The sequence below is a fragment of the Microbacterium sp. Leaf179 genome (assembly GCF_001423785.1).
Classification (GTDB): domain Bacteria; phylum Actinomycetota; class Actinomycetes; order Actinomycetales; family Microbacteriaceae; genus Microbacterium.
This window is the reverse complement of sequence record NZ_LMPH01000006.1, coordinates 58,669-80,312: the sequence shown is the minus strand read 5'-3', so window position 1 is coordinate 80,312 and position 21,644 is coordinate 58,669. Positions and strand designations below refer to the sequence as shown.

Sequence of the window (21,644 nt, the reverse complement as noted above, 5' to 3'; positions counted from 1 at the left end):
CCGTCGGCAGGAGTCGCGCCTCAGCCCCGGCCCGGCGGGCGGGAGAAGCGCTGCTGCAGAAGGACTGCGACGACGATGATGACACCTTTCGCGACGGCCTGGACCGACGACGACAGATTGTTCTGGATGAACACGTTGGTCAGCGTCGCGAAGATCAGCACCCCGAACACCGTGCCGGTGATCGTTCCACGACCGCCCACGAGCAGGGTGCCGCCGACCACGACCGCGGCGATGACGTCGAGTTCGAGCAGCTGCCCGTTGGTCGAGCTGCCCGCGGTCGTCCGGCCCAGGAACATGACGCCGGCGATGCCCGACGCGAGCCCGACGAGCACGTAGAGCCACATGACGTGACGCCGCACGTCGATGCCGGCCAGTCGCGCGGCCTCGCGGTTGCCGCCGATGGCGACGGTGCGACGCCCGAACGTCGTGCGGTTGAGCAGCACCCACCCGAGCACGGCGACGATCGCGAAGATCCAGATGAGCATGTTCACCCCGAGGATGTCGGCGTTCATGAAGGTGATGAACCCGCGGTCCTGCACCACGAGGGTGCGCCGCTCGGCGAGGATCTCGGCCAACCCGCGGGCGCCGACGAGCATGGCCAGGGTGGCCATGAAGGCGACCACGTTCCCGTAGGCGATGACGATGCCGTTGATGAGGCCCGCCACCGCACCCACCGCGAGCGCGAAGAGCACGAAGACGATCCAGTGCATCGAGTCGGCGAGGTCCTGCACGACGGCGAGGGTGCCGACCACCGAGGCCAGCCCGGTGACCGAGCCGACCGAGAGGTCGATGCCCCCGGCGATGATCACGAGGGTCATCGCCACCGCGATCACCCCGGTGATCGAGGCCTGACGCAGGATCACGAAGACGTTGTCGACGGTGAGGAACGTGCCCGGCGCGGTGATCGCTCCGACGACGAACATCACCAGCAGCGCGATGACGAGTCCGATGTTGCGCCCGGCGGAACCGGACAGGACGCGCCGCCAGGCCGGGGTCGAGGTGGCCGACGGGGAGAGTCCCGCTTCGGCGGGGACCGTGCGTGCACGGGTCGGGGTGGTCGGCTCGCTCACGCGGCGGATCCTTTCATGACGAGGTCGAGCACGCCGTGCTCGTCGATCTGGTGGGAGGGGAGGGTGTCGAGGATCCGACCGTCGGCGACGACGAGCACGGTGTCGGCGAGGCCGAGCACCTCCTCGATCTCGCTCGAGACGATGACGACCGCGTTGCCGGCGGCGGCGAGGTCGCGGATGAGCGTGTAGATCTCGGCGCGGGCACCGACGTCGACACCGCGGGTGGGCTCGTCGAGCAGCAGCACGGTCGTGCCGTGCACGAGCCACCGCGCGAGCAGGATCTTCTGCTGGTTGCCGCCCGACAGGGTGCGGGCGGGGCGATCGGGGTCGGCGGGACGCAGTTCGAAGGCGTCGATCTGCTCGCGCGCCACGCGGCGGGCGGAGCGGTCGTCGAGGAACCCGCCCTTCGCGAACCGCTTCATCGAAGCGAGCGCGATGTTGACGAAGATCGGCTCGTCGAGCACGAGCCCCTGGCTCTTGCGCTCCTCGGGGGACAGGCCCATGCCCGCACCGACCGCGGCGCGCACCGATCCGCGGGGCAGCACCGCATCGCGCACGGCCACGCGTCCGGCCGAGGACTTGCGCGCCCCGTAGACCGTCTCGAGGATCTCGGAGCGCCCCGAGCCCACGAGGCCGGCGAGACCCACGACCTCGCCCGCGCGCACCGAGAACGACACGTCGGAGAAGACCCCGGCCAGAGCGAGTCCCTGGACGTCCAGCACGACGGGGGCGTCGGGTTCGATGGGCGCCCGCTCGGGGAAGACGTTGGCGATGTCGCGCCCCGTCATCAGGCGGATGAGTTCGGCGGTGGGGGTGTCGGCGGCCGCGAGACCCACGGCCGTGGTGCGTCCGTCCTTCAGGACCGTGATGCGGTCGCCGATCTCGCGGATCTCCTCGAGCCGGTGCGTGATGTAGACCACGGCGATCCCCTCCGCGGTGAGCTCGCGCACGACCGCGAACAGGTTCTTCACCTCTTCGGTGTCGAGGACGGCCGAGGGCTCGTCCATGATGATGAGCCGAATGTCGTGCGACAGCGCCCGCGCCATGCTCACGATCTGCTTGTTCGCGGCACTGAGGCTTCCCACCTCGGTGTGCGGCGACAGGTTCGCGTGCCCCAGGCGCCTCAGCAGTTCGGTGGTGCGCCGGGCGGCCTCGGAGCGATGGGTGAAACCGCCGCGCGAGAGCTCGTGCCCGAGGAAGACGTTCTCGGCGATGGTGAGCCCGTCGACGACGTCGAGTTCCTGGTACATCGTGGCGATGCCCAACTCGATGGCCGCGTCGGGGTCGGCGATCTCGACGGTCTCGCCTCGCCACACGAGTTCTCCCCCGTCGGGACGGTGCACGCCGGCGAGCGTCTTGATCAGCGTCGACTTGCCGGCGCCGTTCTGCCCCAGCACGCAGTGCACCTCGCCGGGGACGATGTCGAGATCGACGCCGCGCAGGGCCTGGACGCCCCCGAACGACTTGGTCACGCCCCGGGCGACGAGTAATGACTGTTCATGGTCAACTTTGATCACGCGGCGAACATAACACGGTCGCACGCCGGACGCGAGAGGCGTTCGATCCGCGCCGACGGCAGCACATCCGCCGGGCTGATGAACCGTATGGCCCCGGTATTGCGGTGCTCGGCCCGCGCATTTCGCTTTTGACGAGGCTCAAACAAAAGTTGACTATTCGAAGAACCATTCTGCTAGCGTGAGCCCCGTCAAAGTGGACTCCTCCTCGGATCGGGGCCGCATTGGCACCTGCCGCATCACATTCAAGGAGGAAAGACATGCGCTCACAGCTGACTTCGCGCTCCCGCCTCGTCCTGACGGGAACCGCCTTCGTGGCGGCCATCGGGCTGCTGGCCGGCTGCACCGGTTCGAGCGGCGACAACCAGAACGTCGTCGACCAGGGCACCACCACCGAAGAGAACGCCGCCAGCGGTGACACCGTCACCATCGGCTTCTCGGGCCCCGCCGCCGACCACGGCTGGCTCGGCGCCATCAACTCCGGTGCGCTCGCCGCCGCCGAGAGCTTCCCCGACGTCGACCTGCAGGTCGCCGAGGGCACCAACGACGTGAACGCGCAGATCGCCGCGGTCGAGACCTTCATCAACAACAAGGTGGATGCCATCGTGCTCCTGCCGAGCGACGGAGCCGCCCTCACCGAGGTCGCCACCCGCGCGATGGAGGCCGGTATCCCGGTCGTCAACGTCGACCGGGAGTTCTCGAGCCCCTTCGCCGCCCGCTCGACCGTGCTCGGCGACAACTACGGCATGGGCGTCAGCGCCGGCACCTACATCTGCGAGCAGCTGAGCGGCCAGAGCGACGCCGTCGTCGCCGAGATCGCCGGCATCGACTCGCTGCCGCTCACGCAGGACCGCTCGGCCGGGTTCAAGGACGCCCTGGCGGACTGCGGTCTCGACGTCGGCCCGCGCGTCGCGGCCGACTTCACGGTGGCCGGTGGCGAGGCCTCGACCTCGCAGCTGCTGTCGGCCAACCCGAAGATCGACGCCATCTGGAACCACGACGACGACCAGGGCATCGGCGTCCTCGCCGCCATCACGGCGGCCGGTCGCGACGAGTTCTTCATGGTCGGCGGCGCGGGCAGCCGCAACGCCATGGAGGCCATCCAGGCCGGGGACACCCCGCTGCAGGCGACGGTGATCTACCCGTCGACCCAGGCGGCCGACGGCATCGCCCTGGCCCGCCTGATCGCGCAGGGCAAGACCGCCGGCGACCTGATCACGCCGAGCGTCCCCAACCGCATCGTGCTCGACGCGCCGGTGGTGACGAAGGACAACGTGGACTCGTACATCGACCTGTCGTTCGAGTCCTGATCGATCGAACCACCACGGGGGCGTCTGCGATCGACGCGGGCGCCCCCTCCCCTTCCCCCATCGAAAGGCCGCGATCATGACCTCGCCCCTCCGCATCGCCATGATCGGCGCCGGATTCATGGGTGCCGCGCACTCCCAAGGGTGGCGCGTGGCCCCCCGCTTCTTCGACCTCCCCCTCGCCCCCGAGATGAGCGTGCTCGTCGGTCGCGACGCCGCACGCACCCGGGATGCCGCCGACACCTGGGGCTGGAACGAGAGCTCCACCGACTGGCGCGAGATCGTCGAACGCCCCGACATCGACGTCGTCGACATCGTCACCCCGGGCGACTCCCACGCCGAGATCGCCCTCGCCGCTCTGACTGCCGGAAAGCACGTTCTGTGCGAGAAGCCCCTCGCCAACACCGTCGACGAAGCCCGCCGCATGGCCGCGGCCGCCGACGACGCCGCCACCCGCGGCATCCGTTCGATGGTGGGGTTCACCTACCGACGCCTGCCGGCCACCACCTTCGCGCGCGACCTCGTCGCCGCGGGTCGCTTGGGCGCGATCCGCCAGGTGCGGGCCGAGTACCTGCAGGACTGGCTCAGCGACGCCGACGCGCCGCTCACCTGGCGCCTGCAGAAGGACCGGGCCGGCTCCGGCGCCCTGGGCGACATCGGCGCCCACGCCGTCGACCTCACCGAGTACATCACCGGTCAGCACCTCACCCGCGTGGCGGGAGTCCTCGAGACGATCGTCTCTGAGCGCCCGGTGCTCGCCGCGTCGTCGGGACTGTCGGGCACCGCGGGCGCGGACCGCGGACCCGTCACCGTCGACGACCTCGCCCTGTTCACCGGGCGTCTCGAGAACGGCGCCCTCGCCTCGTTCGAGGCGTCGCGCTTCCGCCTCGGCCGCAAGAACGCCCTGCGCGTCGAGATCTCGGGCAGCGACGGCGCGCTCTCGTTCGACCTCGAGAGCCCCAACGAGCTGCAGTTCTACGACGCCACCCTGCCGGCCTCCGAACAGGGCTTCCGCCGCATCCTCGTCACCGAACCCGAGCACCCCTATATGGGGGCGTGGTGGCCGACCGGTCACATGCTCGGGTACGAGCACGGGTTCACGCACCAGGCGAAGGACTTCGTCGAAGCCGTCGCCGACGGCCGCGATCCCCGCCCCTCCTTCGCCGACGGCCTGCACGTGCAGCGGGTGCTCGACGCCGTCGCGCAGAGCTCCGGCGCCGACGGCGTCTGGACCGGCGTGGACCGGGCGAGCGCCCCCGCCTCCGACAGCCGCGCGTTCGCGGCATCCTGAATCGACGAGAGGACTGACGCGATGACGCGACCGATCACGCTCTTCACCGGCCAGTGGGCCGATCTGCCCTTCGAGGAGGTGGCCCGCCTCGCCGGCGAGTGGGGGTACGACGGCCTCGAGATCGCCTGCTGGGGCGACCACCTCGACCCGTGGCGGTGGGACGACGACGCCTACGTGCAGGGCAAGCTCGACGTGCTCGAGCGCAACGGCCTGAAGGTCTGGACGATCTCGAACCACCTCAAGGGCCAGGTCGTGTGCGACGACCCCATCGACCAGCGCCACCGCGACATCGTGTCGGACCGCGTCTGGGGCGACGGCGACCCCGAGGGCGTGCGTCAGCGCGCCGCCGAGGAGCTGAAGAACACCGCGCGCCTGGCATCCAAGCTGGGGGTGAAGACCGTCACCGGCTTCACCGGGTCGAGCATCTGGAAGTACGTCGCGATGTTCCCGCCGGCCACCGAGGAGATGGTCGAGGCCGGGTACCGGGACTTCGCCGACCGGTGGAACCCCATCCTCGACGTGTTCGACGAGGTGGGCGTGCGCTTCGCCCACGAGGTGCATCCGTCCGAGATCGCATACGACTACTGGACGACGAAGCGGGCGCTCGAGGCCATCGGCCACCGCGAGGCATTCGGCCTGAACTGGGACCCCTCGCACATGGTGTGGCAGGACATCGACCCGGTCGCGTTCCTGTGGGACTTCCAGGACAAGATCATCCACGTGCACTGCAAGGACACGAAGAAGCGTCTGACCAACGGCCGGAACGGCCGGCTGTCGTCGCACCTGCCGTGGGCCGATCCGCGGCGCGGGTGGGACTTCATCTCGACCGGTCACGGCGACGTGCCGTGGGAAGACGCGTTCCGCATGCTGAACGCGATCGGCTACGACGGACCGCTGTCGGTCGAGTGGGAGGACGCCGGCATGGACCGGCTGGTCGGCGCACCCGAAGCGCTCGGATTCGTGCGACGACTGTCGTCGTACGAACCGTCGGGTGAGGCATTCGACGCGGCGTTCAGCCAGCGCTGAGACCCGAGGGGGCATTCGGGAGCAGGGGGGCGTGGGGCCGGGCGCGGGGGGCGTCCGGCCCCACCGTCGTTCCCGGGCCCCTTCCCGCCGCGCGAGATCACGCACCGTCGTCGAGACACCACGACACGACGGGTGATCTCGCCGACGCCGTGTGATCTCGGCATCCGATCACGCACGCCAGGTCAGGCGCGAGCGGGGAGGCGCGCGTCGAGCCAGGCGAGCAGATCGGCGCGCACGTGCGCCTGATCGATCTCGGCGAAGATCTCGTGGCGCGCGCCCGGGTAGACCAGCGTCGTGATGTCGGTGAGTCCCGATCGATCGCGGTAGGCGTCGGCCAGCAGGTGCACGCTCCGCGGGCCGCCGACGGTGTCGTCTCGACCCACCAGGAGCAGCAGCGCAAGGTCGACGCCGAGATCGCGGCGCGGGCGGCCGAACAACTTCGCGGCCTCGATCGGGCCGAAGAGCGTGAGCAGGGGCTTCGAGGTGGTCAGCGGGTCGGCGACGAAGTCGCGGCCCACCTGCTCGTCGCTCGAGAGCCACTCCATGCCCGACCCGCGCTGATGCTTCCATGGAGCGTTGAGGTCGCCGGCGTTCAGCGCCCCCGGCCACCGCAGGGCCGAGCCGCTCAGCACGACCGCGTCGTAGGCATCCGGATGCCGATCCACCAGCATCTGCGCGAGGAACGACCCCCACGAATGCCCGAGCAGCACCAGGGGCAGGTCGGGGTTCTCTTCGCGGATGCGCTGGCTCAGCGTCCACACCGCGTCGCGGGCGGCGCCGAGACCGCCGGGCCCCAGCCGGCCGAGCTTGCGGTGATCGCCGTCCCACTGGCGCAGTCCGGTGCGCCCGTGCCCGCGGTGGTCGTCGGCGTAGACGGTGTACCCGTCGGCGACGAGGGCCTCGATCAGGGCGCCGTACCGACCGGCGTGCTCTCCGACGCCGTGCAGCAGCTGCACGATCGCCCGCGGCGTCTCGGCGACGTGCACGTCGTAGACGATCGTGATCCCGTACGCGTCGACGAACTCCGGCATGGGGTGAGTCTAGGGGCGGGGTGAGGGTGATCGGCCGGCCGAGTCCGCCCGCCATCGGTGGGCCGGAGCACGCTCCCGGCGGGCCGGGTGACGTGACCGCCATACCGTTAGCAAGACTAATGAGCTAGACTAACGATCACGAACATGAATGACAGCGTCGACGAATCCCCCCTTCACGACCTGACTTCTGCCCGCGGCGCTGAGCCCTCGCACGATCTCAGCGCCGCGGCATCGCAACTGCGCATGGCGACGTTCCGGCTCGCCCGGCGCCTGCGGGCACAGCGGGCCGTCGACACCATGAGCGACGGGCAGTTCGCCGTGCTCGCCGCCCTCACCGTGCACGGCGCGCACACCCTCGGCCAACTCGCCGACCGCGAGCGCGTCACCGCCCCGTCGATGAATCGAACGGTGTCCCTGCTCGAAGAGGCCGGGTACGTGACCCGCACCCCCGACGAGGTCGACCGACGCAAGGTCACGATCGACCTCACCGACGACGGACGCACCGTCGTCGACGAGACCGTACGCCGCCGAGACGCCTGGCTCGAAGAAGCCCTGGCGGGGCTCTCGCCCGACGACCGTCGCACGCTGGCCCAGGCCGCGGAGATCATGAGAAAGGTGGCCGAGAGATGAGCACGTCGATGTTCCGGTCCCTGTCGATCTTCAACTACCGCGTCTGGTTCTTCGGCGCCCTCGTCTCCAACGTCGGCGCGTGGATGCAGGCGACGGCGCAGAACTGGGTCGTGCTCACGCAGCTGACCGACAACGACGCCGCCGCGATGGGCGTCACCATGGCGCTCCAGTTCGCCCCGCCCCTGCTGCTGGTGGGCGTGACCGGCTGGGTGGCCGACCGCTTCGATCGCCGCAAGCTCATCATGTGCACGCAGGCGTCGCTGCTGCTGCTCGCCCTCGCGCTGGGGACACTGCTGCTCACCGGCCTGATGACCCTGCCGATGATGTACGGCTTCGCCCTGGCGCTCGGCGTCGTCACCGCCTTCGACAACCCCGCGCGCCAGGCGTTCGTGTCCGACCTCGTCGCGCAGGAGAACGCCTCGAACGCGGTGGCCCTCAACGCCGCGTCGTTCAACACCGCCCGCCTCATCGGCCCCGCGGTGGCCGGCGTGATGATCGTCGTCGTCGGCACGGGATGGGTGTTCCTCGTCAACGCGGTGACGTTCCTCGCGATGATCGCCGCGCTGCTGCTCATGCGCCCCCACGAGCTCGTGGTGCACCACCGTCGTGGCGGACCCGCGCGTCTGGCCGACGGCTTCCGCTACGTCGCGCGCCGCCCCGACCTGATAGTCACGTTCGTGATGGTCTTCCTGCTCGGTGCGTTCGGCATGAACTTCCCGATCTTCGCCTCGACCATGGCGCTGGAGTTCGGTCGCGGGGCCGACGGCTTCGGGTTGCTGAGCTCGTTCGTGGCCATCGGCTCCCTCGCCGGAGCCCTGCTGTCCGCCCGCCGCGAGCGCGCGCGGATGCGCGTGGTGATCCTGGGCGCCGGCGGCTTCGCCGTGGCATCCACCCTCTCGGTCTTCGCCCCCAGCTACGGCGCGTACGCCGCCACGCTCGTGTTCACCGGCTTCGCCGTCGTGACCACCCTGACCACGGCCAACGGCTACGTGCAGACGACCACCGATCCGGCGCTGCGCGGACGCGTGCTGGCGCTGTACATGGCGATCCTGCTCGGCGGCACGCCGGTGGGCGCCCCGATCGTCGGTGCGATCGCGAGCGAGTACGGCCCGCGCGTGGCCATCGCCCTGGCCGCCGCCGTTGCGCTGATCGCGTGCGGCATCGGCGTCGTCTGGACGCTCGCCTCGGGGCGCGTGCACCGGCACGAGACCAAGCGCTTCCGCCTCACGCTGGATGAGACGCAGCCCCTGCACACCATCACGCCCGAGCCCGAGGACTTCAGCGACGAGGTGGCCGGCACGACGCCGCTGCCGCTTCCGCCGGCGGATCGCACGCCGCGCCTGACGTCGCGCCCGCGCCACGGCAGCTGAGTCACGGGGACGGGGTCACGGGGCCGAGGTCACGCCGCGGGTCGGCGCCCGGCGCGATGGGCCGTGCGCGAGAAACGGGCTAGATAGCTAGAAAAGCTAGCGATATACTCGTCGCATGGACACCGTCGGGAACCGCACCGGGCGCCGCTGGGCGGGGCTCGTCTTCATCAGCATCGCCGTCTCGCTGATCATCGTCGACTCGACGATCGTCAACGTCGCGGTGCCCTCGATCGTCGAGGACCTGGGGATCTCGTCGACCGAGGTGCAGTGGGTGCAAGAGGCCTACACCCTCGTGTTCGCCTCGCTCCTGCTCGTGTTCGGCAGCCTCGCCGACCGGTTCGGGCGACGCCGACTGATGCTCGTCGGCGTCGTCGTCTTCGCCGCGGCCTCGATCGCCGCCTCGTTCGCCCCCACGGGCGAGCTGCTCATCGCCGCGCGCCTCGTGCAGGGAATCGGCGGGGCGATGATCCTGCCCACCACCCTGTCGCTCATCAACGCCACCTTCCGCGGGCGGGAACGCGGCATCGCCTTCGCCGTGTGGGGCTCGACCATCGGGGGAATGGCGGCCGTCGGCCCCCTGCTCGGCGGCTGGCTGACCACCGCGTTCTCATGGCGGTGGGCGTTCGGCATCAATATCCCGCTCGGCGTGATCATCGTCGTCGGCGTGCTGCTCACCGTCGCCGAATCGCGCAGCGATCGCCCCGAGCGCATCGACGGGGTCGGTGCCCTGCTGTCGGTGCTGACCATGGCTCCCCTGGTCTTCGGCCTGATCGAGGGGCGCACCTACGGCTGGTGGACGGTCGACGCCGTTCCGCAGGTCGGCGGGTGGACCTGGCCGTTCGCCCTGTCGCCCGTTCCCCTCGCCTTCGCCCTCGCGCTCGTCGCCCTCGCCGCCTTCATCGCCTGGGGCCTGCACCGGCAGCGGCAGGGACGATCCACGCTGCTCGCGTTCGCCCTCTTCCGAATCTCGTCGTTCCGCAACGGCAACATCGCCGCCGCCGTGGTCTCGCTGGGGGAGTTCGGCATCATCCTGGCGCTCCCGCTCTGGCTGCAGTTCGTCGTGGGCTTCGACGCCCTGCAGACCGGCCTGCTGCTGCTGTCGCTGGCCGTGGGCTCGTTCGTCGCGAGCGGTGTCGCCGGAGCGCTCAGCGGCCGGGTCGCCCCGGTCTGGGTCGTGCGCGCCGGCCTGCTGGCCGAGATCGTCGGCGTCGCCGGCGTCGCCCTGACGATCGGTCCGGATGCCACGTGGGGACCGCTCATCCCGCTGCTGTTCGTCTACGGACTCGGGGTCGGCCTGGCCACCGCCCAGCTCACCGGGGTCGTCCTCGCCGAGGTCCCGCCCGCAGCCAGCGGACAGGCGTCGGGCACGCAGTCGACCTCGCGGCAGTTGGGTGCCGCTCTGGGCGTCGCGATCCTCGGCACGGTGCTGTTCTCGACGACGGCCGGGGTTCTCGCCTCGTCACTCGATCAGCGGGGAGTCCCCGCCGATCAGCGCGATCAGGTCGTGTCGCAGGTGGTCGACAGCGCCGGCGCCGCGATCGCCGGTCTCGCCCAGTCGCCCCAGACCCAGGGCGCCGCCGCCGACGCGCGCGCCGCCTTCAGCGACGGCACCCGGGCGGCGGCGTTCACTGCCGCGGGCTTCCTCACCCTGGGCCTGGCGTCGACGCTCGCGCTCGGCGCCGGCGGCTCTCGCCGGCATCCGAAGGACGCGCGGGTCCACGAAGCAGGCAAGACGGACGCGGCCTGACACCGCCCGGGCGAGATCGTCCCCGATCCCGCCGCCCCGGGCGGACTCGTCGGCCCGGTGCCGGTCACGGCGGCCCGTTCGGATCCGGGTGGCCGTTCTGCCGCCGAGCGCCCCGGCCGCCCGGAGGCGGCCGGGGTGCGACTCAGAGGGTGCGGGCGAACGGGTCGAAGTCGCGCGGAACCGCCGGCACGGGCCCGCTCAGCGAGCTCCGCACCGGCACGAAGCCCGCTCCCGCCACCGATTCCTCGGCCGAGAGCAGCACGTCGAGCACGTGGTGTCCGAGCTCGCCGGTCGCCACGTGGGGGCGCTCTTCGGCGATGGCCCGCACCATGTCGAGCACCCCGAGCCCGCGCCCGACGACGACGCCCTCCTGCGGCACCGCGATCCGCGGCTGCTCCGGCCGGTCGTCGTCGAGCAGCACCCCGAGCGGTTCGATGCGGGCGATCTCGCCCTCGAAGTGGTTCGGGTCGGGCAGCACCAGCGTGCCCTCGGTGCCGTGGATCTCGAGCACGCCCGCGCGCTCGAGCGCCGAGTCGAAGCTGAACTGCCCCTGCGCCTGCTGACCGCCCTCGAACGCGGCGATGAGCTGCACGGTGGTGGCGACCTCGACGTCGAACACGTCGCCGGCGGCGGGCCCGGTGTGGATGCGGCGCTGCCGCCGCGGGCGCGTGCCGACCGCGGCCACCCGGTCGACCGGTCCCAGCAGGCTGACCAGCGCGCTGACGTAGTACGGCCCCATGTCGAGCAGCGGTCCCGCGCCGCGCGCGAAGAGGAACTGCGGCCCCGGATGCCAGAGGTCGGGCCCCTGCGTCTGGAACGACGCCTGAGCGAACAGGGGTTCTCCGATCGCCCCCTCGAGGATGGCGCGCTTGGCCGACTGGAACCCCGGGCCCAGGAGGGTGTCGGGGGCGGAGCCGATGCGCAGCCCCGCAGCCTCGGCATCGCGGAGCAGCTGCGCGGTGCTCTCGCGGTCGAGCCCCAGCGGCTTCTCGGTCCACACGTGCTTGCCCGCGGCGATCGCGGCGGACGAGACCTCGACGTGCACGGCCGGGACGGTGAGGTTCACGACGAGCTGCACGTCGGGGTGGGCGAGCACGTCGTCGGCCGTGCCCCACGCGGGCACGCCGTACTGCTCGGCGCGCGACCGCGCGCGTTCCGGGTCCAGGTCGGCGACGATGAGCACCTCGACGTCGGGGAACGCCGTGAGGTTGCTCAGGTAGGTGTCGCTGATGACGCCGGCTCCGATGATGCCGACCCCCACGGGCCCGCTCATACCGCGAGGCCGTTCTCGAGCAGGAACGCGTGGCTGGCGGCGATGTCGTCGAACACGTCGCCGGGCGACTGGTCGTACTCGATGACGGCCCACCGCACGGCATCCGTCGCCCGTATCGCCTCGACGAGCGGAACCTCGCCCTCGCCCGGGCGGCGCTGGTCGAGGTGACGGGTGACGGCACGGTCGACGTCGGGGGCGAAGGGGTTCTCGGCCGGGACGAAGCCGTCCTTGACGTGCACGGCGAGCAGACGCGAACCGAGACGCTGCACGAGGGCGGGCACGTCCTGGCCGCCGGTGAGCGCCCAGAACAGATCGAGCTCCACGGCGACGCGCTCGTCGGTGTGCGCCACGACGTACTCGAGCGCGCTCGCGCCGTCGATGTCGATGAGGAACTCCTGCGCGTGGTTGTGGTACCCCACGGTGAGTCCGTAGCCGGCCGCCAGATCCGCGACGGCGTTGAGCCGATCGGCGATCTCGGCGACGCCGTCGACGGTCGCCCAGCGCGCGGGCTCGACGAAGGGGTCGATCACGGTGCTCAGCCCCAGGGTCGCCGCCGCCGCCAGCACGGCCTCGGGCTCGGGCGTGGGGATGGAACCGTGGGGAGTCCACAGCTCGGTCGACAGCAGGGGCGCGTGCCCGGTCGGGGCGGTGAGCCCGCTGGCATCCAGAGCCGCGCGGATCTCGGCGGGGCGGCTCACGAAATCGAAGGCCTCGACGTGGCGCAGGCCGATCGCAGCGAGGCGATCGAGCGAGCGAGCCGGATCGGCACGGAATTCGTCGACCAGCGTGTAGAGCTGGACGGAAGAGGTGGGGAGCGACATCGGGCCTTCCTTGTTCGTCGTCGAACGGCGCGGGTGTCCGGCGCCGGTGGGAACGCTACCACTAAACCATCCAGTGGTCACTTTTCAGCGGTCTACACTGACGGGATGCGGCGCGAAGACGAGACCCCCGACGTCGGCGACCCGGTCGACCCGGCGGGCGACGGCGCCGCCCACGCCGCCGACGATCGCCTCGGCCGCTCCGGCGCGTACTCGAAGGGCGTCGCACGGCGGCGGGAGATCCTCGACCGCGCCATCGGCGTCTTCGCCGAACGCGGCGCCGAGGGGGCGTCGCTGCGCAGCATCGCGCGCGCCCTGGGCGTCTCGCACGCGGCCCTGCTGCACTACTTCGACTCGCGCGAGCAACTGCTCGTCGCCGTGTACGACCACGCCAACCGCCAGACTCCCCCGGCACCCGACGCCACCGCGCTGTCATCGCTGACCGACGCCGCCGCCCACAACACCTCGGTGCCCGGCCTCGTCGAGCTGTACACCACGCTCGTCGCCGCCTCACTGAAGGACGACAGCGCGACGGCCCGCGCCTACTTCACCGAGCGCTTCGCGCGCCTGCGCGGGGAGCTCGCCGCGCGCCTCCGCAGCGAACAGGCCGAGGGACTCGTGCGCGCCGACCTCGACCCCGACCAGGTCGCCGCCCTGCTCATCGCCGCCTCCGACGGCCTGCAGGTGCAGTGGCTGCTCGAGCCGTCGATGCCCCTGGCCGACGTGCTCGGGGCGCTGGGCGGCCTGTTGGCGCCCGCCCGCTGACCCGGGCCCACGGGTCGCACCCGCGGATCACACCCGCGCGTCGGTCCCCTGACCGGCGACGGGCACCAGGCGCGTGAGCTGCGTGACGTGACGCGGCTCGAGCTCGTCGAGCGACGAGACGCCGAGCAGCGTCATCGTGCGCTCGATCTCGCTGCGCAGGATCTCGATCGTGCGATCGACGCCCTGGCGCCCCCCGGCCATGAGGCCGTACAGGTACGCGCGCCCGATGAGCGTGAACTTCGCGCCCAGGGCGATGGATGCCACGATGTCGGCGCCGTTCATGATGCCGGTGTCGACCATGACCGTGGCGTCCTTGCCCACCTCGCGCACCACCTGCGGCAGCAGGCGGAAGGGGATGGGCGCGCGGTCGAGCTGGCGTCCACCGTGGTTCGACAGCACGATGCCGTCGACGCCCAGGTCGACCAGGCGGGCGGCGTCGGTGACGTTCTGCACGCCCTTGACCACGAGCTTGCCCGGCCACATGGCGCGGATGATGTCGAGGTCGTCGTAGCTGATGGTCGGGTCCATGGCCGCGTTCAGCAGCTCGCCGACGGTGCCGCCGGTGGTGCTGAGCGAGGCGAACTCGAGCTTGGGCGTGGTGAGGAAGTCGACCCACCACCACGGCCGCGGAATGGCGTTGACGATCGTGCCCACCGTCAACTGCGGGGGGATCGAGAACCCGTTGCGCTTGTCGCGCAGGCGGGCGCCGGCGATCGGGGTGTCGACGGTGAACTGCAGCGTGTCGAAGCCCGCCGCCGCGGCCCGCTCGACGAGGCCGTACGAGATGGCGCGGTCCTTCATGACGTACAGCTGGAACCAGTTGCGCCCGACGGGGTTGGCCGCTTTGACACCCTCGATCGAGGTCGTGCCGAGCGTCGACAGGGTGAAGGGGATGCCGGCCGCCGCCGCCGCGGACGCACCGGCCGTCTCGCCCTCGGTCTGCATGAGACGCGTGAAGCCGGTGGGGGCGATGCCGAACGGCAGAGCCGACGGGCCGCCGAGGATCTGGCACGAGGTGTCGACGTGCGCGGCCGGGCGCAGGATGTCGGGGTGGAACTCCACGTCTTCGAAGGCGCGGCGCGCGCGGTCGAGCGAGAGCTCGCCCTCGGCCGCCCCGTCGGTGTAGTCGAAGGCCGCCTTGGGCGTGCGCCGCTTGGCGATCGAGCGCAGGTCGTCGATCGTCAGCGCCGCGTCGAGACGCCGTTTGCGCGCATCGAGCTCGGGCTTCTTGAACTGCATGAGCTCGAGGAGCTCGCCGACCTTCGGCAGCTGACGCTGAACCATGGGAATGCTCTCCTTCGTGTGGTCTGACCACATACTAGGGCCAACCGGACGTCGCCGGGAGGGGGGTCAGGAACGCGGATCGAAACGCCGCGGCGGGAACGCCTCGGCCACCCGCGCACGCAGGTCTTCGAGCGAGGCGCGGCGGCCGAAGACACCGAGCGCGCGGGCCTGCACGAGCACGTTGCCGAGGGCGGTCGCCTCGACCGGCCCCGCCAGCACGACGCGTCCCGAGCGGTCGGCCGTGGCCTGGCAGAGCAGGGCGTTCATGGCCCCGCCCCCGACCAGGTGCACGACGTCGACGCGCCGATCGGCGAGATCTCCCGCGATGCGCAGCGCCGCTGCGAAGGCCTCGGCGATGCTCTCGACGATCGCCCGCGCGAAGGCCGGTCGCCCCTCGATGCCCGGGACCTCGCCGCCGAGCAGAGCCGCGATGCGCGTCGGCATGTCGCCGGGGGCGGCCAACGACGGGTCGTTCGCGTCGAACAGGTGCGGGGGCTCCGGGGCCCCCGCCGCGGCCTCCAGCAGCGACGGCAGATCGACGGGAGCACCGTCGGCCTCCGACCACGCGCGCACCGTCTCGCTCAGCAGCCAGAGTCCGGTGACGTTGTGCAGGAACCGCACGCGCCCGTCGACCCCGCCCTCGTTGGTGAAGTTCGCCGCACGGGCGGCATCCGTCACGATCGGGGCGTCGAGCTCCAGGCCCACCAGGCCCCACGTGCCGCACGAGATGTAGGCCGCGTTCGGGCTCGACAGCGGCACCGCCACGATGGCCGAGGCCGTGTCGTGCGACCCGACGGCGATCACGGGCCGCGCGCCCAGGGCGTCGGAGGTCGTGCCGATCGTGTCGCCCGGATCGACGAGCGGCGGCAGCACGCGCACCGGGATGCCGAGAGCCTCGGCGAGCGCGGTGTCCCACTCCCCCGTGTGCACGTCGAGCAGTCCCGTGGTCGAGGCGTTCGTGCGCTCGGCGACGGCGTGCCCGGTCAGCCGGTGGGCGAGCAGGTCGGGGACGAGCAGGCTCGTCTCGGCCTCGGCGAGACGCGCGTCGGCGGCGTACTGGTACACGGTGTTGAAGGGCAGGAACTGCAGGCCGGCGCGGCGGTACAGCTCGTCGAACGGCACCGTGGCGTGCACGAGGTCGACGCCGCGCGCCGTGCGCTCGTCGCGGTAGTGGAACGGCTCGGCGAGCAGTTCGCCGTCGCGGAGCAGCCCGTAGTCGACCGCCCACGAATCGACGCCGATGCTCTCGATCGCGGGTTCGCGGCGCAGCGCCTCGGCGAGTCCCGCGCGCACGTGCTCCCAGAGCGCGTCGATGTCCCAGTGCCAGCCGTCGGCGCGTTGCACCGGGCCGTTGGCGAAGCGGGCGACCTGCTCGAGTGCGAGAGTGCCCTCGCCGACGCGGCCGATCATCACGCGGCCGCTGGTGGCGCCGAGGTCGACGGCCGCGACCGCGCGGGGGCGACTCATCGCAGGAACGCCGCGGCGACGCCGGAGTCGACCGGGACGTGCAGTCCGGTCGTGCGGGTGAGCTCGGGACCGGTGAGCACGTACACCGCGTCGGCGACGTTCTCGGGGACGACCTCGCGCTTGAGGATCGTGCGGTTGGCGTAGAACCGCCCGAGGTCCTTCTCGTCGACGCCGTAGGTCGCGGCGCGGTTGGCGCCCCAGCCCGCGGCGAAGATGCCGGAGCCGCGCACGACGCCGTCGGGGTTGATGCCGTTGACGCGCACGCCGTACTCGCCGAGCTCGACCGCGAGCAGGCGCACCTGGTGCGCCTGGTCGGCCTTCGTGGCCGAGTAGGCGATGTTGTTGGGGCCGGCGAACACGGAGTTCTTCGACGAGATGTAGATGACGTCGCCGCCCATCCCCTGAGCGATCAGGGCTCTCGCCGCCGCCTTCGACACGAGGAACGAGCCCTTCGCCATGACGTCGTGCTGCAGATCCCAGTCCTTCTCGGTGGTCTCCAGAAGCGGCTTCGACAGCGACAGCCCGGCGTTGTTGACGACGAGGTCGACACCGCCGAAGGCCAGCACGGTGGCGTCGATCGCGGCCTGCACGCCCTCGGCATCCGCCACGTTCGCCGCCACGCCGATGGCGACGTCGCTCGATCCGAGCTCCGCGGCGACCGCTCGCGCCTTCTCGAGGTCGAGGTCGGCGACGACGACGCACGCACCCTCGGCCGCCAGACGGGTCGCGATGGCCTTGCCGATCCCGGATGCCGCACCCGTGACGAACGCGACGCGACCCTGGTGGGTCTTGGGCTTGGGTGCGCGCAGCAGCTTGGCCTCTTCCAGCGCCCAGTACTCGATGCGGAACTTCTCGGCATCCGAGATCGGCGCGTACGTCGAGAGGGCCTCGGCCCCGCGCATGACGTTGATGGCGTTGACGTAGAACTCGCCCGCCACCCGCGCGGTCTGCTTGTTCGCGCCGTACGAGAACATGCCCACGCCCGGCACGAGCACGATGAGCGGGTCGGCGCCGCGGATCGCGGGGCTGTCGGCGTCGGCGTGGGCGTCGTAGTACGCCTGGTAGTCGGCGCGATAGGCGGCGTGCAGCTCACGCAGACGCGCGATCGAGTCCTCGACGGAGGCACCGGCGGGCACGTCGAGGATCAGCGGCTTGACCTTGGTGCGCAGGAAGTGGTCGGGGCAGCTCGTGCCGAGCGCGGCCAGGGCGGGAGCCTTCTCGGATGCCAGGAACTCGAGCACGACGTCGGCATCGGTGAAGTGGCCGACCATCGGCTTGTCGGTCGAGGCCAGACCGCGGATGGTCGGAGCCAGGGCCGCCGCCTTCGCGCGTCGTTCGGCCTCGGGGAGCGCCGAGAAGCCGTCGCGCACGCCGCCGAACGGTTCGGCGACCCCGTGCTGATCGATGTAGGCCTGGGCGGTGTCGATGATCCAGAGGCTGTTGCGCTCGGCCTCCTCCGACGTGTCGCCCCAGGCCGTGATGCCGTGCCCGCCGAGGATCGTGCCGATCGCCTGCGGGTTCTTCGCCTTGATGGCCGCGATGTCGAGTCCGAGCTGGAAGCCCGGGCGACGCCACGGCACCCACACGACCGCGTCGCCGAAGATCCGCGTGGTCAGTTCCTCGCCGTCGGCGGCGGTGGCGATCGCGATGCCGGCGTCGGGGTGCAGGTGGTCGACGTGCGCGGCATCCACGAGTCCGTGCATGGCGGTGTCGATCGAGGGCGCGGCCCCGCCCTTGCCGTGCAGGCAGTAGTCGAAGGCGGCGACCATCTCGTCTTCGCGCTCGACGCCGGGGTACACCTCGACGAGCGCACGCATGCGGTCGAGCCGCAGCACGGCCAGCCCCTTCTCGGTCAGGGTGCCGAGGTCGCCCCCCGAGCCCTTGACCCACAGCAGCTCCACCGGCTCACCCGTGACGGGGTCGATGTCGGTGCCCTTGGCGGAGGTGTTGCCGCCGGCGTAGTTGGTGACCTTCGGGTCGGAGCCGAGGCGGTTGCTGCGGGCGACGAGGTCGGCGGCGGTGGAGCGGGTCATGACGGTCCTCACGGGATTCGAAGGGGTGGGCGGCGGCACGACGGGCCGCGCGAGAAGAAGCGCCGGGGCGATGCGGGCGTCGCCCCGCGGGGCGGGGTCAGGCGCCCCAGCCGGCCTGGATTCCGCCCGCGCGCTCGTCGGCGAGGCGGGCGAGGTGGCCCGAGGCGGCGAAGGCCGCCATGGGGTCGGCGGGGAGGCCGCGCGATTCCCGCCACTCGGCGAGCGCCGGGCGCACGTCGGTGTAGAACGCGTCCATGAGCACGGCGTTGGCGCCGAGCACGTCGTTCGCCTGCTGCGCGGCGGCCAGAGCGTCACGGTCGACGAGCAGGGCGCGCGCCGTCATCTCCTGCACGTTGAGCACCGAGCGGATCTGGCCGGGGATCTTGTCCTCGATGTTGTGGCACTGATCGAGCATGAACGCCACGTCGGGGTTGTTCAGGCCCCCGCCGCGGACGACCTCGGTGAGGATGCGGAACAGCTGGAACGGGTCGGCCGATCCGACGATGAGGTCGTCGTCGGCGTAGAAGCGCGAGTTGAAGTCGAACGAGCCGAGCTTTCCGAGGCGCAGCAGCTGCATGACGATGAACTCGATGTTGGTGCCGGGCGCGTGATGCCCGGTGTCGAGGCAGACCATCGCCTTGTCTCCGAGCGACGCCACCTGCGCGTACGACGTTCCCCAGTCGGGGACGTCGGTGTGGTAGAACGACGGCTCGAAGAACTTGTACTCCAGCACCAGGCGCTGGTCGTCGCCGAGGCGGGCGTAGATCTGCTGCAGCGAGTCCTGCAGGCGGTCCTGGCGACCGCGCATGTCGTTCTGCCCGGGGTAGTTGGACCCCTCGGCGAGCCAGATCTTCAGATCGCGCGAGCCCGTGGCATCCATCACGTCGATGCACGCGAGGTGGTGGTCGATGGCCTTCCGGCGGATGACGTCGTCGTGGTGCGTGAGGGCGCCGAACTTGTAGTCCTCGTCCTGGAAGGTGTTCGAGTTGATCGTGCCGAGGCGCACGCCCAGGTCGTCGGCGTGGCGGCGCAGCGCCCCGAAGTCGTCGACCAGGTCCCACGGGATGTGCAGGGCCACACTCGGCGCGAGGGCGGTGAGGCGGTGGACCTCGGCGGCATCGGCGATCTTCTCGAACGCGTCGCGCGGGGTGCCCGGCGTCGGGAACACGCGGAAGCGGGTGCCGGAGTTGCCGAACGCCCAGGAGGGCAGCTCGATCGCCTGCTGTTCGAGGGCGGAGAGGATCTCGGGGCCGAGAGTGGTCATGACGGGTTCCTTCCCGCGTATGCGAGCTGGTCGGCGAGGTGGAAGACCTCGGTGAGGGCGGTGGCGGCCTGGTCGGGACGACCCTCGAGGCCGAGGAAGAACGGGGCCATCTCGGCCTCCCACGCGGCCGCGATCGGCGAGGCGGCCAGGTACGCCTGGGCGGCCGCGTCGTCGTCGGTCTCGTAGTAGCCGATGAGCCGCCCGTGCTCGCCGAGGAACAGCGAGTAGTTGCGTCGCCCGGCCGCGGCGATCTCGTCGAGCATCTCGGTCGGCACGGGCGTGTGCCGTGCGACGTACTCGTCGATCAGCTCGGGCCGGACGCGGAGTTCGAAGCAGACGCGCGTGGTCTGTGCGGACATGGGGCGGGTTCTCTTCCTCGAGAATGAATCGTTTCATCGCACGATAGCACAGCGGGTGTGCGCGTGCGATATCGTCGTCGGATCATGGCGGTCAAGATCACGGACGTCGCGGCGCGCGCGGGGGTCTCGGTGGGCACCGTGTCGAACGTCCTCAACGGTCGGGCCACCGTGTCGGCCGCCGCCGCCGAGCGCGTGCGCGCGGCCATCGACGCCCTCGGGTACGTGCGCAACGACGCCGCCCGCCAGCTGCGCGCCGGTCGCAGCCGCAGCATCGCGCTCATCGTGCTCGACGCCGGCAACCCCTTCTTCGCCGCCGTCGCCCGCGGCGCCGAAGCCCGCGCCGCCGACGACGGCTACGTCGTGCTGCTCGGCTCCAGCGGCGCCGACCCCGACCACGAGCGTCTCTACCTCGACCAGTTCCGAGAGCAACGGGTGGCCGGGGTGCTGCTCACCCCCGCCGACGCCGACGGCGACGTCGTCGAACGCCTGGCGGCCGCCGGCATCCCCGTCGTGCTCGTCGACGAGCAGATGCACGGCTCCGACGTCTGCGCCGTCTCGGTCGACGACGTCGAGGGCGGCCACCTGGCCGTCGCGCATCTGCTCGCACGGGGACGCCGCCGGATCGCCTTCGTCGCCGGTCCCCTGACCACGCGCCAGGTCGCCGATCGCCTCGCCGGAGCCCGCCGCGCGGTCGCCGAGGTCGACGGCGCCGGGCTCGAGGTGATCGAGGCCGATGCCATGACCGTGCTCGCCGGCCGCGCCGCGGGTGAGCGCGTGCGCGAGCGCGCCGACCGCCCCGACGCCGTCTTCGCCGCCAACGACCTGCTCGCCGTCGGCGTGCTGCAGGCCCTCACGATGCTCGGCGACATCCGCGTGCCCGACGACATCGCTCTCGTCGGCTACGACGACATCGACTTCGCCGCCGCCACCGTCGTGCCGCTCACCTCGGTGCGTCAGCCCGCCGAGGCCCTGGGTTCCACGGCCGTCGACCTGCTGCTGCGTCAGCTCGACGGCGACCTCGACCCCGCCGAGCGCCAGGTGAGGTTCCGTCCCGAGCTGATCGTGCGGGCGTCGAGCGGCTAGTCGCCGGCGGCCGCGGCCTTCTCGGCCGCCGGGCCCTCGGTGCCTCGACGCGCGTTCGCCCCTTCGCCGTACCGCGGGCGAGGGAATCGCCGGTGAGGGGTGTACTGACGGGGCGTCCCTGCCCGTCGGGTTCGGGCGTAGCGTCGACCGCATGGACGATAGGGCCGACGGGCGCGGGGTCGGCGTCGCCGCACCGGAGTCGAGCAGTTCCGGGCGGATGCGGCTGCGCGCCGCCTGTCCGTCGACGACCGACGCCGAGTCCCGGGGTGGACTCGCACACGATGCCGCCGCGGCGGCGCGGGAGGAGTGACA

19 protein-coding genes are annotated in these 21,644 nt (G+C 71.4%); 9 read left to right on the top strand and 10 right to left on the bottom strand.

The window, feature by feature from the left end:
• Positions 1 to 20: 20 nt before the first annotated feature.
• Both ASF96_RS15765 and ASF96_RS15760 read right to left on the bottom strand, forming a co-directional pair.
• Positions 21 to 1,070: an ABC transporter permease gene (locus ASF96_RS15765; protein ID WP_055832880.1), complete on the bottom strand. Its 1,050-nt coding sequence runs from the start codon at positions 1,068 to 1,070 to the stop codon at positions 21 to 23.
• Positions 1,067 to 2,542, bottom strand: a complete 1,476-nt coding sequence (locus tag ASF96_RS15760) for a sugar ABC transporter ATP-binding protein (protein WP_055832879.1) — start codon at positions 2,540 to 2,542, stop codon at positions 1,067 to 1,069. Before ASF96_RS15760 ends, ASF96_RS15765 begins: the two co-directional genes overlap by 4 nt.
• 302 nt (positions 2,543 to 2,844) lie before the next feature.
• On the opposite strand from ASF96_RS15760, the gene ASF96_RS15755 reads away from it, so the two are divergent.
• The 3 genes from ASF96_RS15755 (at position 2,845) to ASF96_RS15745 (ending at position 6,208) form a co-directional block, all read left to right on the top strand.
• The gene (locus ASF96_RS15755; RefSeq protein WP_055940815.1) at positions 2,845 to 3,894 is read left to right on the top strand and encodes a substrate-binding domain-containing protein; all 1,050 of its coding nucleotides are present in this window, start codon (positions 2,845 to 2,847) and stop codon (positions 3,892 to 3,894) included.
• 76 nt (positions 3,895 to 3,970) lie between these two features.
• Entirely contained in the window at positions 3,971 to 5,182 is a 1,212-nt protein-coding gene (locus ASF96_RS15750; RefSeq protein ID WP_235560633.1) for a Gfo/Idh/MocA family protein, read from the top strand.
• 21 nt (positions 5,183 to 5,203) lie between these two features.
• Positions 5,204 to 6,208: a sugar phosphate isomerase/epimerase family protein gene (locus ASF96_RS15745; RefSeq protein WP_055940812.1), complete on the top strand. Its 1,005-nt coding sequence runs from the start codon at positions 5,204 to 5,206 to the stop codon at positions 6,206 to 6,208.
• Between the two features lie 182 nt (positions 6,209 to 6,390).
• Here ASF96_RS15745 and ASF96_RS15740 read toward each other — a convergent pair whose 3' ends face one another.
• Positions 6,391 to 7,239: an alpha/beta fold hydrolase gene (locus ASF96_RS15740; RefSeq protein WP_055940807.1), complete on the bottom strand. Its 849-nt coding sequence runs from the start codon at positions 7,237 to 7,239 to the stop codon at positions 6,391 to 6,393.
• A gap of 144 nt (positions 7,240 to 7,383) precedes the next feature.
• On the opposite strand from ASF96_RS15740, the gene ASF96_RS15735 reads away from it, so the two are divergent.
• The 3 genes from ASF96_RS15735 (at position 7,384) to ASF96_RS15725 (ending at position 10,986) form a co-directional block, all read left to right on the top strand.
• Complete coding sequence (locus ASF96_RS15735; RefSeq protein ID WP_055832875.1) at positions 7,384 to 7,869, top strand: MarR family winged helix-turn-helix transcriptional regulator; 486 nt, start codon at positions 7,384 to 7,386, stop codon at positions 7,867 to 7,869.
• On the top strand, positions 7,866 to 9,239 hold the full coding sequence (locus tag ASF96_RS15730; protein ID WP_055940804.1) for an MFS transporter: 1,374 nt from the start codon (positions 7,866 to 7,868) through the stop codon (positions 9,237 to 9,239). The genes ASF96_RS15735 and ASF96_RS15730 overlap by 4 nt, the downstream gene beginning before the upstream one ends.
• Positions 9,240 to 9,354: 115 nt before the next feature.
• Positions 9,355 to 10,986, top strand: a complete 1,632-nt coding sequence (locus tag ASF96_RS15725) for a DHA2 family efflux MFS transporter permease subunit (RefSeq protein ID WP_055940801.1) — start codon at positions 9,355 to 9,357, stop codon at positions 10,984 to 10,986.
• 142 nt (positions 10,987 to 11,128) lie between these two features.
• On the opposite strand, the gene ASF96_RS15720 is transcribed toward ASF96_RS15725, so the two are convergent.
• Both ASF96_RS15720 and ASF96_RS15715 read right to left on the bottom strand, forming a co-directional pair.
• Positions 11,129 to 12,259, bottom strand: coding sequence for a Gfo/Idh/MocA family protein (locus ASF96_RS15720; protein WP_055832872.1), 1,131 nt, complete (start codon positions 12,257 to 12,259; stop codon positions 11,129 to 11,131).
• Positions 12,256 to 13,080, bottom strand: a complete 825-nt coding sequence (locus ASF96_RS15715) for a sugar phosphate isomerase/epimerase family protein (RefSeq protein ID WP_055940798.1) — start codon at positions 13,078 to 13,080, stop codon at positions 12,256 to 12,258. The genes ASF96_RS15720 and ASF96_RS15715 overlap by 4 nt, the downstream gene beginning before the upstream one ends.
• Positions 13,081 to 13,185: 105 nt before the next feature.
• Here ASF96_RS15715 and ASF96_RS15710 point away from each other — a divergent pair, with 105 nt between their 5' ends.
• Positions 13,186 to 13,842, top strand: a complete 657-nt coding sequence (locus ASF96_RS15710; protein ID WP_055940795.1) for a TetR/AcrR family transcriptional regulator — start codon at positions 13,186 to 13,188, stop codon at positions 13,840 to 13,842.
• 27 nt (positions 13,843 to 13,869) lie between these two features.
• On the opposite strand, the gene ASF96_RS15705 is transcribed toward ASF96_RS15710, so the two are convergent.
• From ASF96_RS15705 to ASF96_RS15685, 5 genes are all read right to left on the bottom strand, one after another.
• A complete protein-coding gene (locus ASF96_RS15705; RefSeq protein WP_055940792.1) occupies positions 13,870 to 15,126 on the bottom strand; it encodes an alpha-hydroxy acid oxidase in 1,257 nt (418 codons plus the stop codon).
• 66 nt (positions 15,127 to 15,192) lie between these two features.
• Positions 15,193 to 16,593: a rhamnulokinase gene (locus tag ASF96_RS15700; protein WP_055940789.1), complete on the bottom strand. Its 1,401-nt coding sequence runs from the start codon at positions 16,591 to 16,593 to the stop codon at positions 15,193 to 15,195.
• Positions 16,590 to 18,626 (bottom strand): bifunctional rhamnulose-1-phosphate aldolase/short-chain dehydrogenase, encoded by a 2,037-nt coding sequence (locus ASF96_RS15695; RefSeq protein WP_055940786.1) that lies wholly within the window; start codon positions 18,624 to 18,626, stop codon positions 16,590 to 16,592. Before ASF96_RS15695 ends, ASF96_RS15700 begins: the two co-directional genes overlap by 4 nt.
• A gap of 97 nt (positions 18,627 to 18,723) precedes the next feature.
• Positions 18,724 to 19,890 carry an L-rhamnose isomerase gene (rhaI, locus tag ASF96_RS15690; RefSeq protein ID WP_055940783.1) on the bottom strand — a complete coding sequence of 389 codons (1,167 nt, stop codon included), beginning with the start codon at positions 19,888 to 19,890 and terminating at the stop codon, positions 18,724 to 18,726.
• Positions 19,887 to 20,249: an L-rhamnose mutarotase gene (locus tag ASF96_RS15685; RefSeq protein ID WP_055832865.1), complete on the bottom strand. Its 363-nt coding sequence runs from the start codon at positions 20,247 to 20,249 to the stop codon at positions 19,887 to 19,889. Before ASF96_RS15685 ends, rhaI begins: the two co-directional genes overlap by 4 nt.
• 84 nt (positions 20,250 to 20,333) lie before the next feature.
• On the opposite strand from ASF96_RS15685, the gene ASF96_RS15680 reads away from it, so the two are divergent.
• The gene (locus ASF96_RS15680) at positions 20,334 to 21,332 is read left to right on the top strand and encodes a LacI family DNA-binding transcriptional regulator (protein WP_055940780.1); all 999 of its coding nucleotides are present in this window, start codon (positions 20,334 to 20,336) and stop codon (positions 21,330 to 21,332) included.
• A gap of 151 nt (positions 21,333 to 21,483) precedes the next feature.
• Complete coding sequence (locus ASF96_RS17095; RefSeq protein WP_156458904.1) at positions 21,484 to 21,642, top strand: hypothetical protein; 159 nt, start codon at positions 21,484 to 21,486, stop codon at positions 21,640 to 21,642.
• The last annotated feature ends 2 nt before the right edge of the window (positions 21,643 to 21,644 follow it).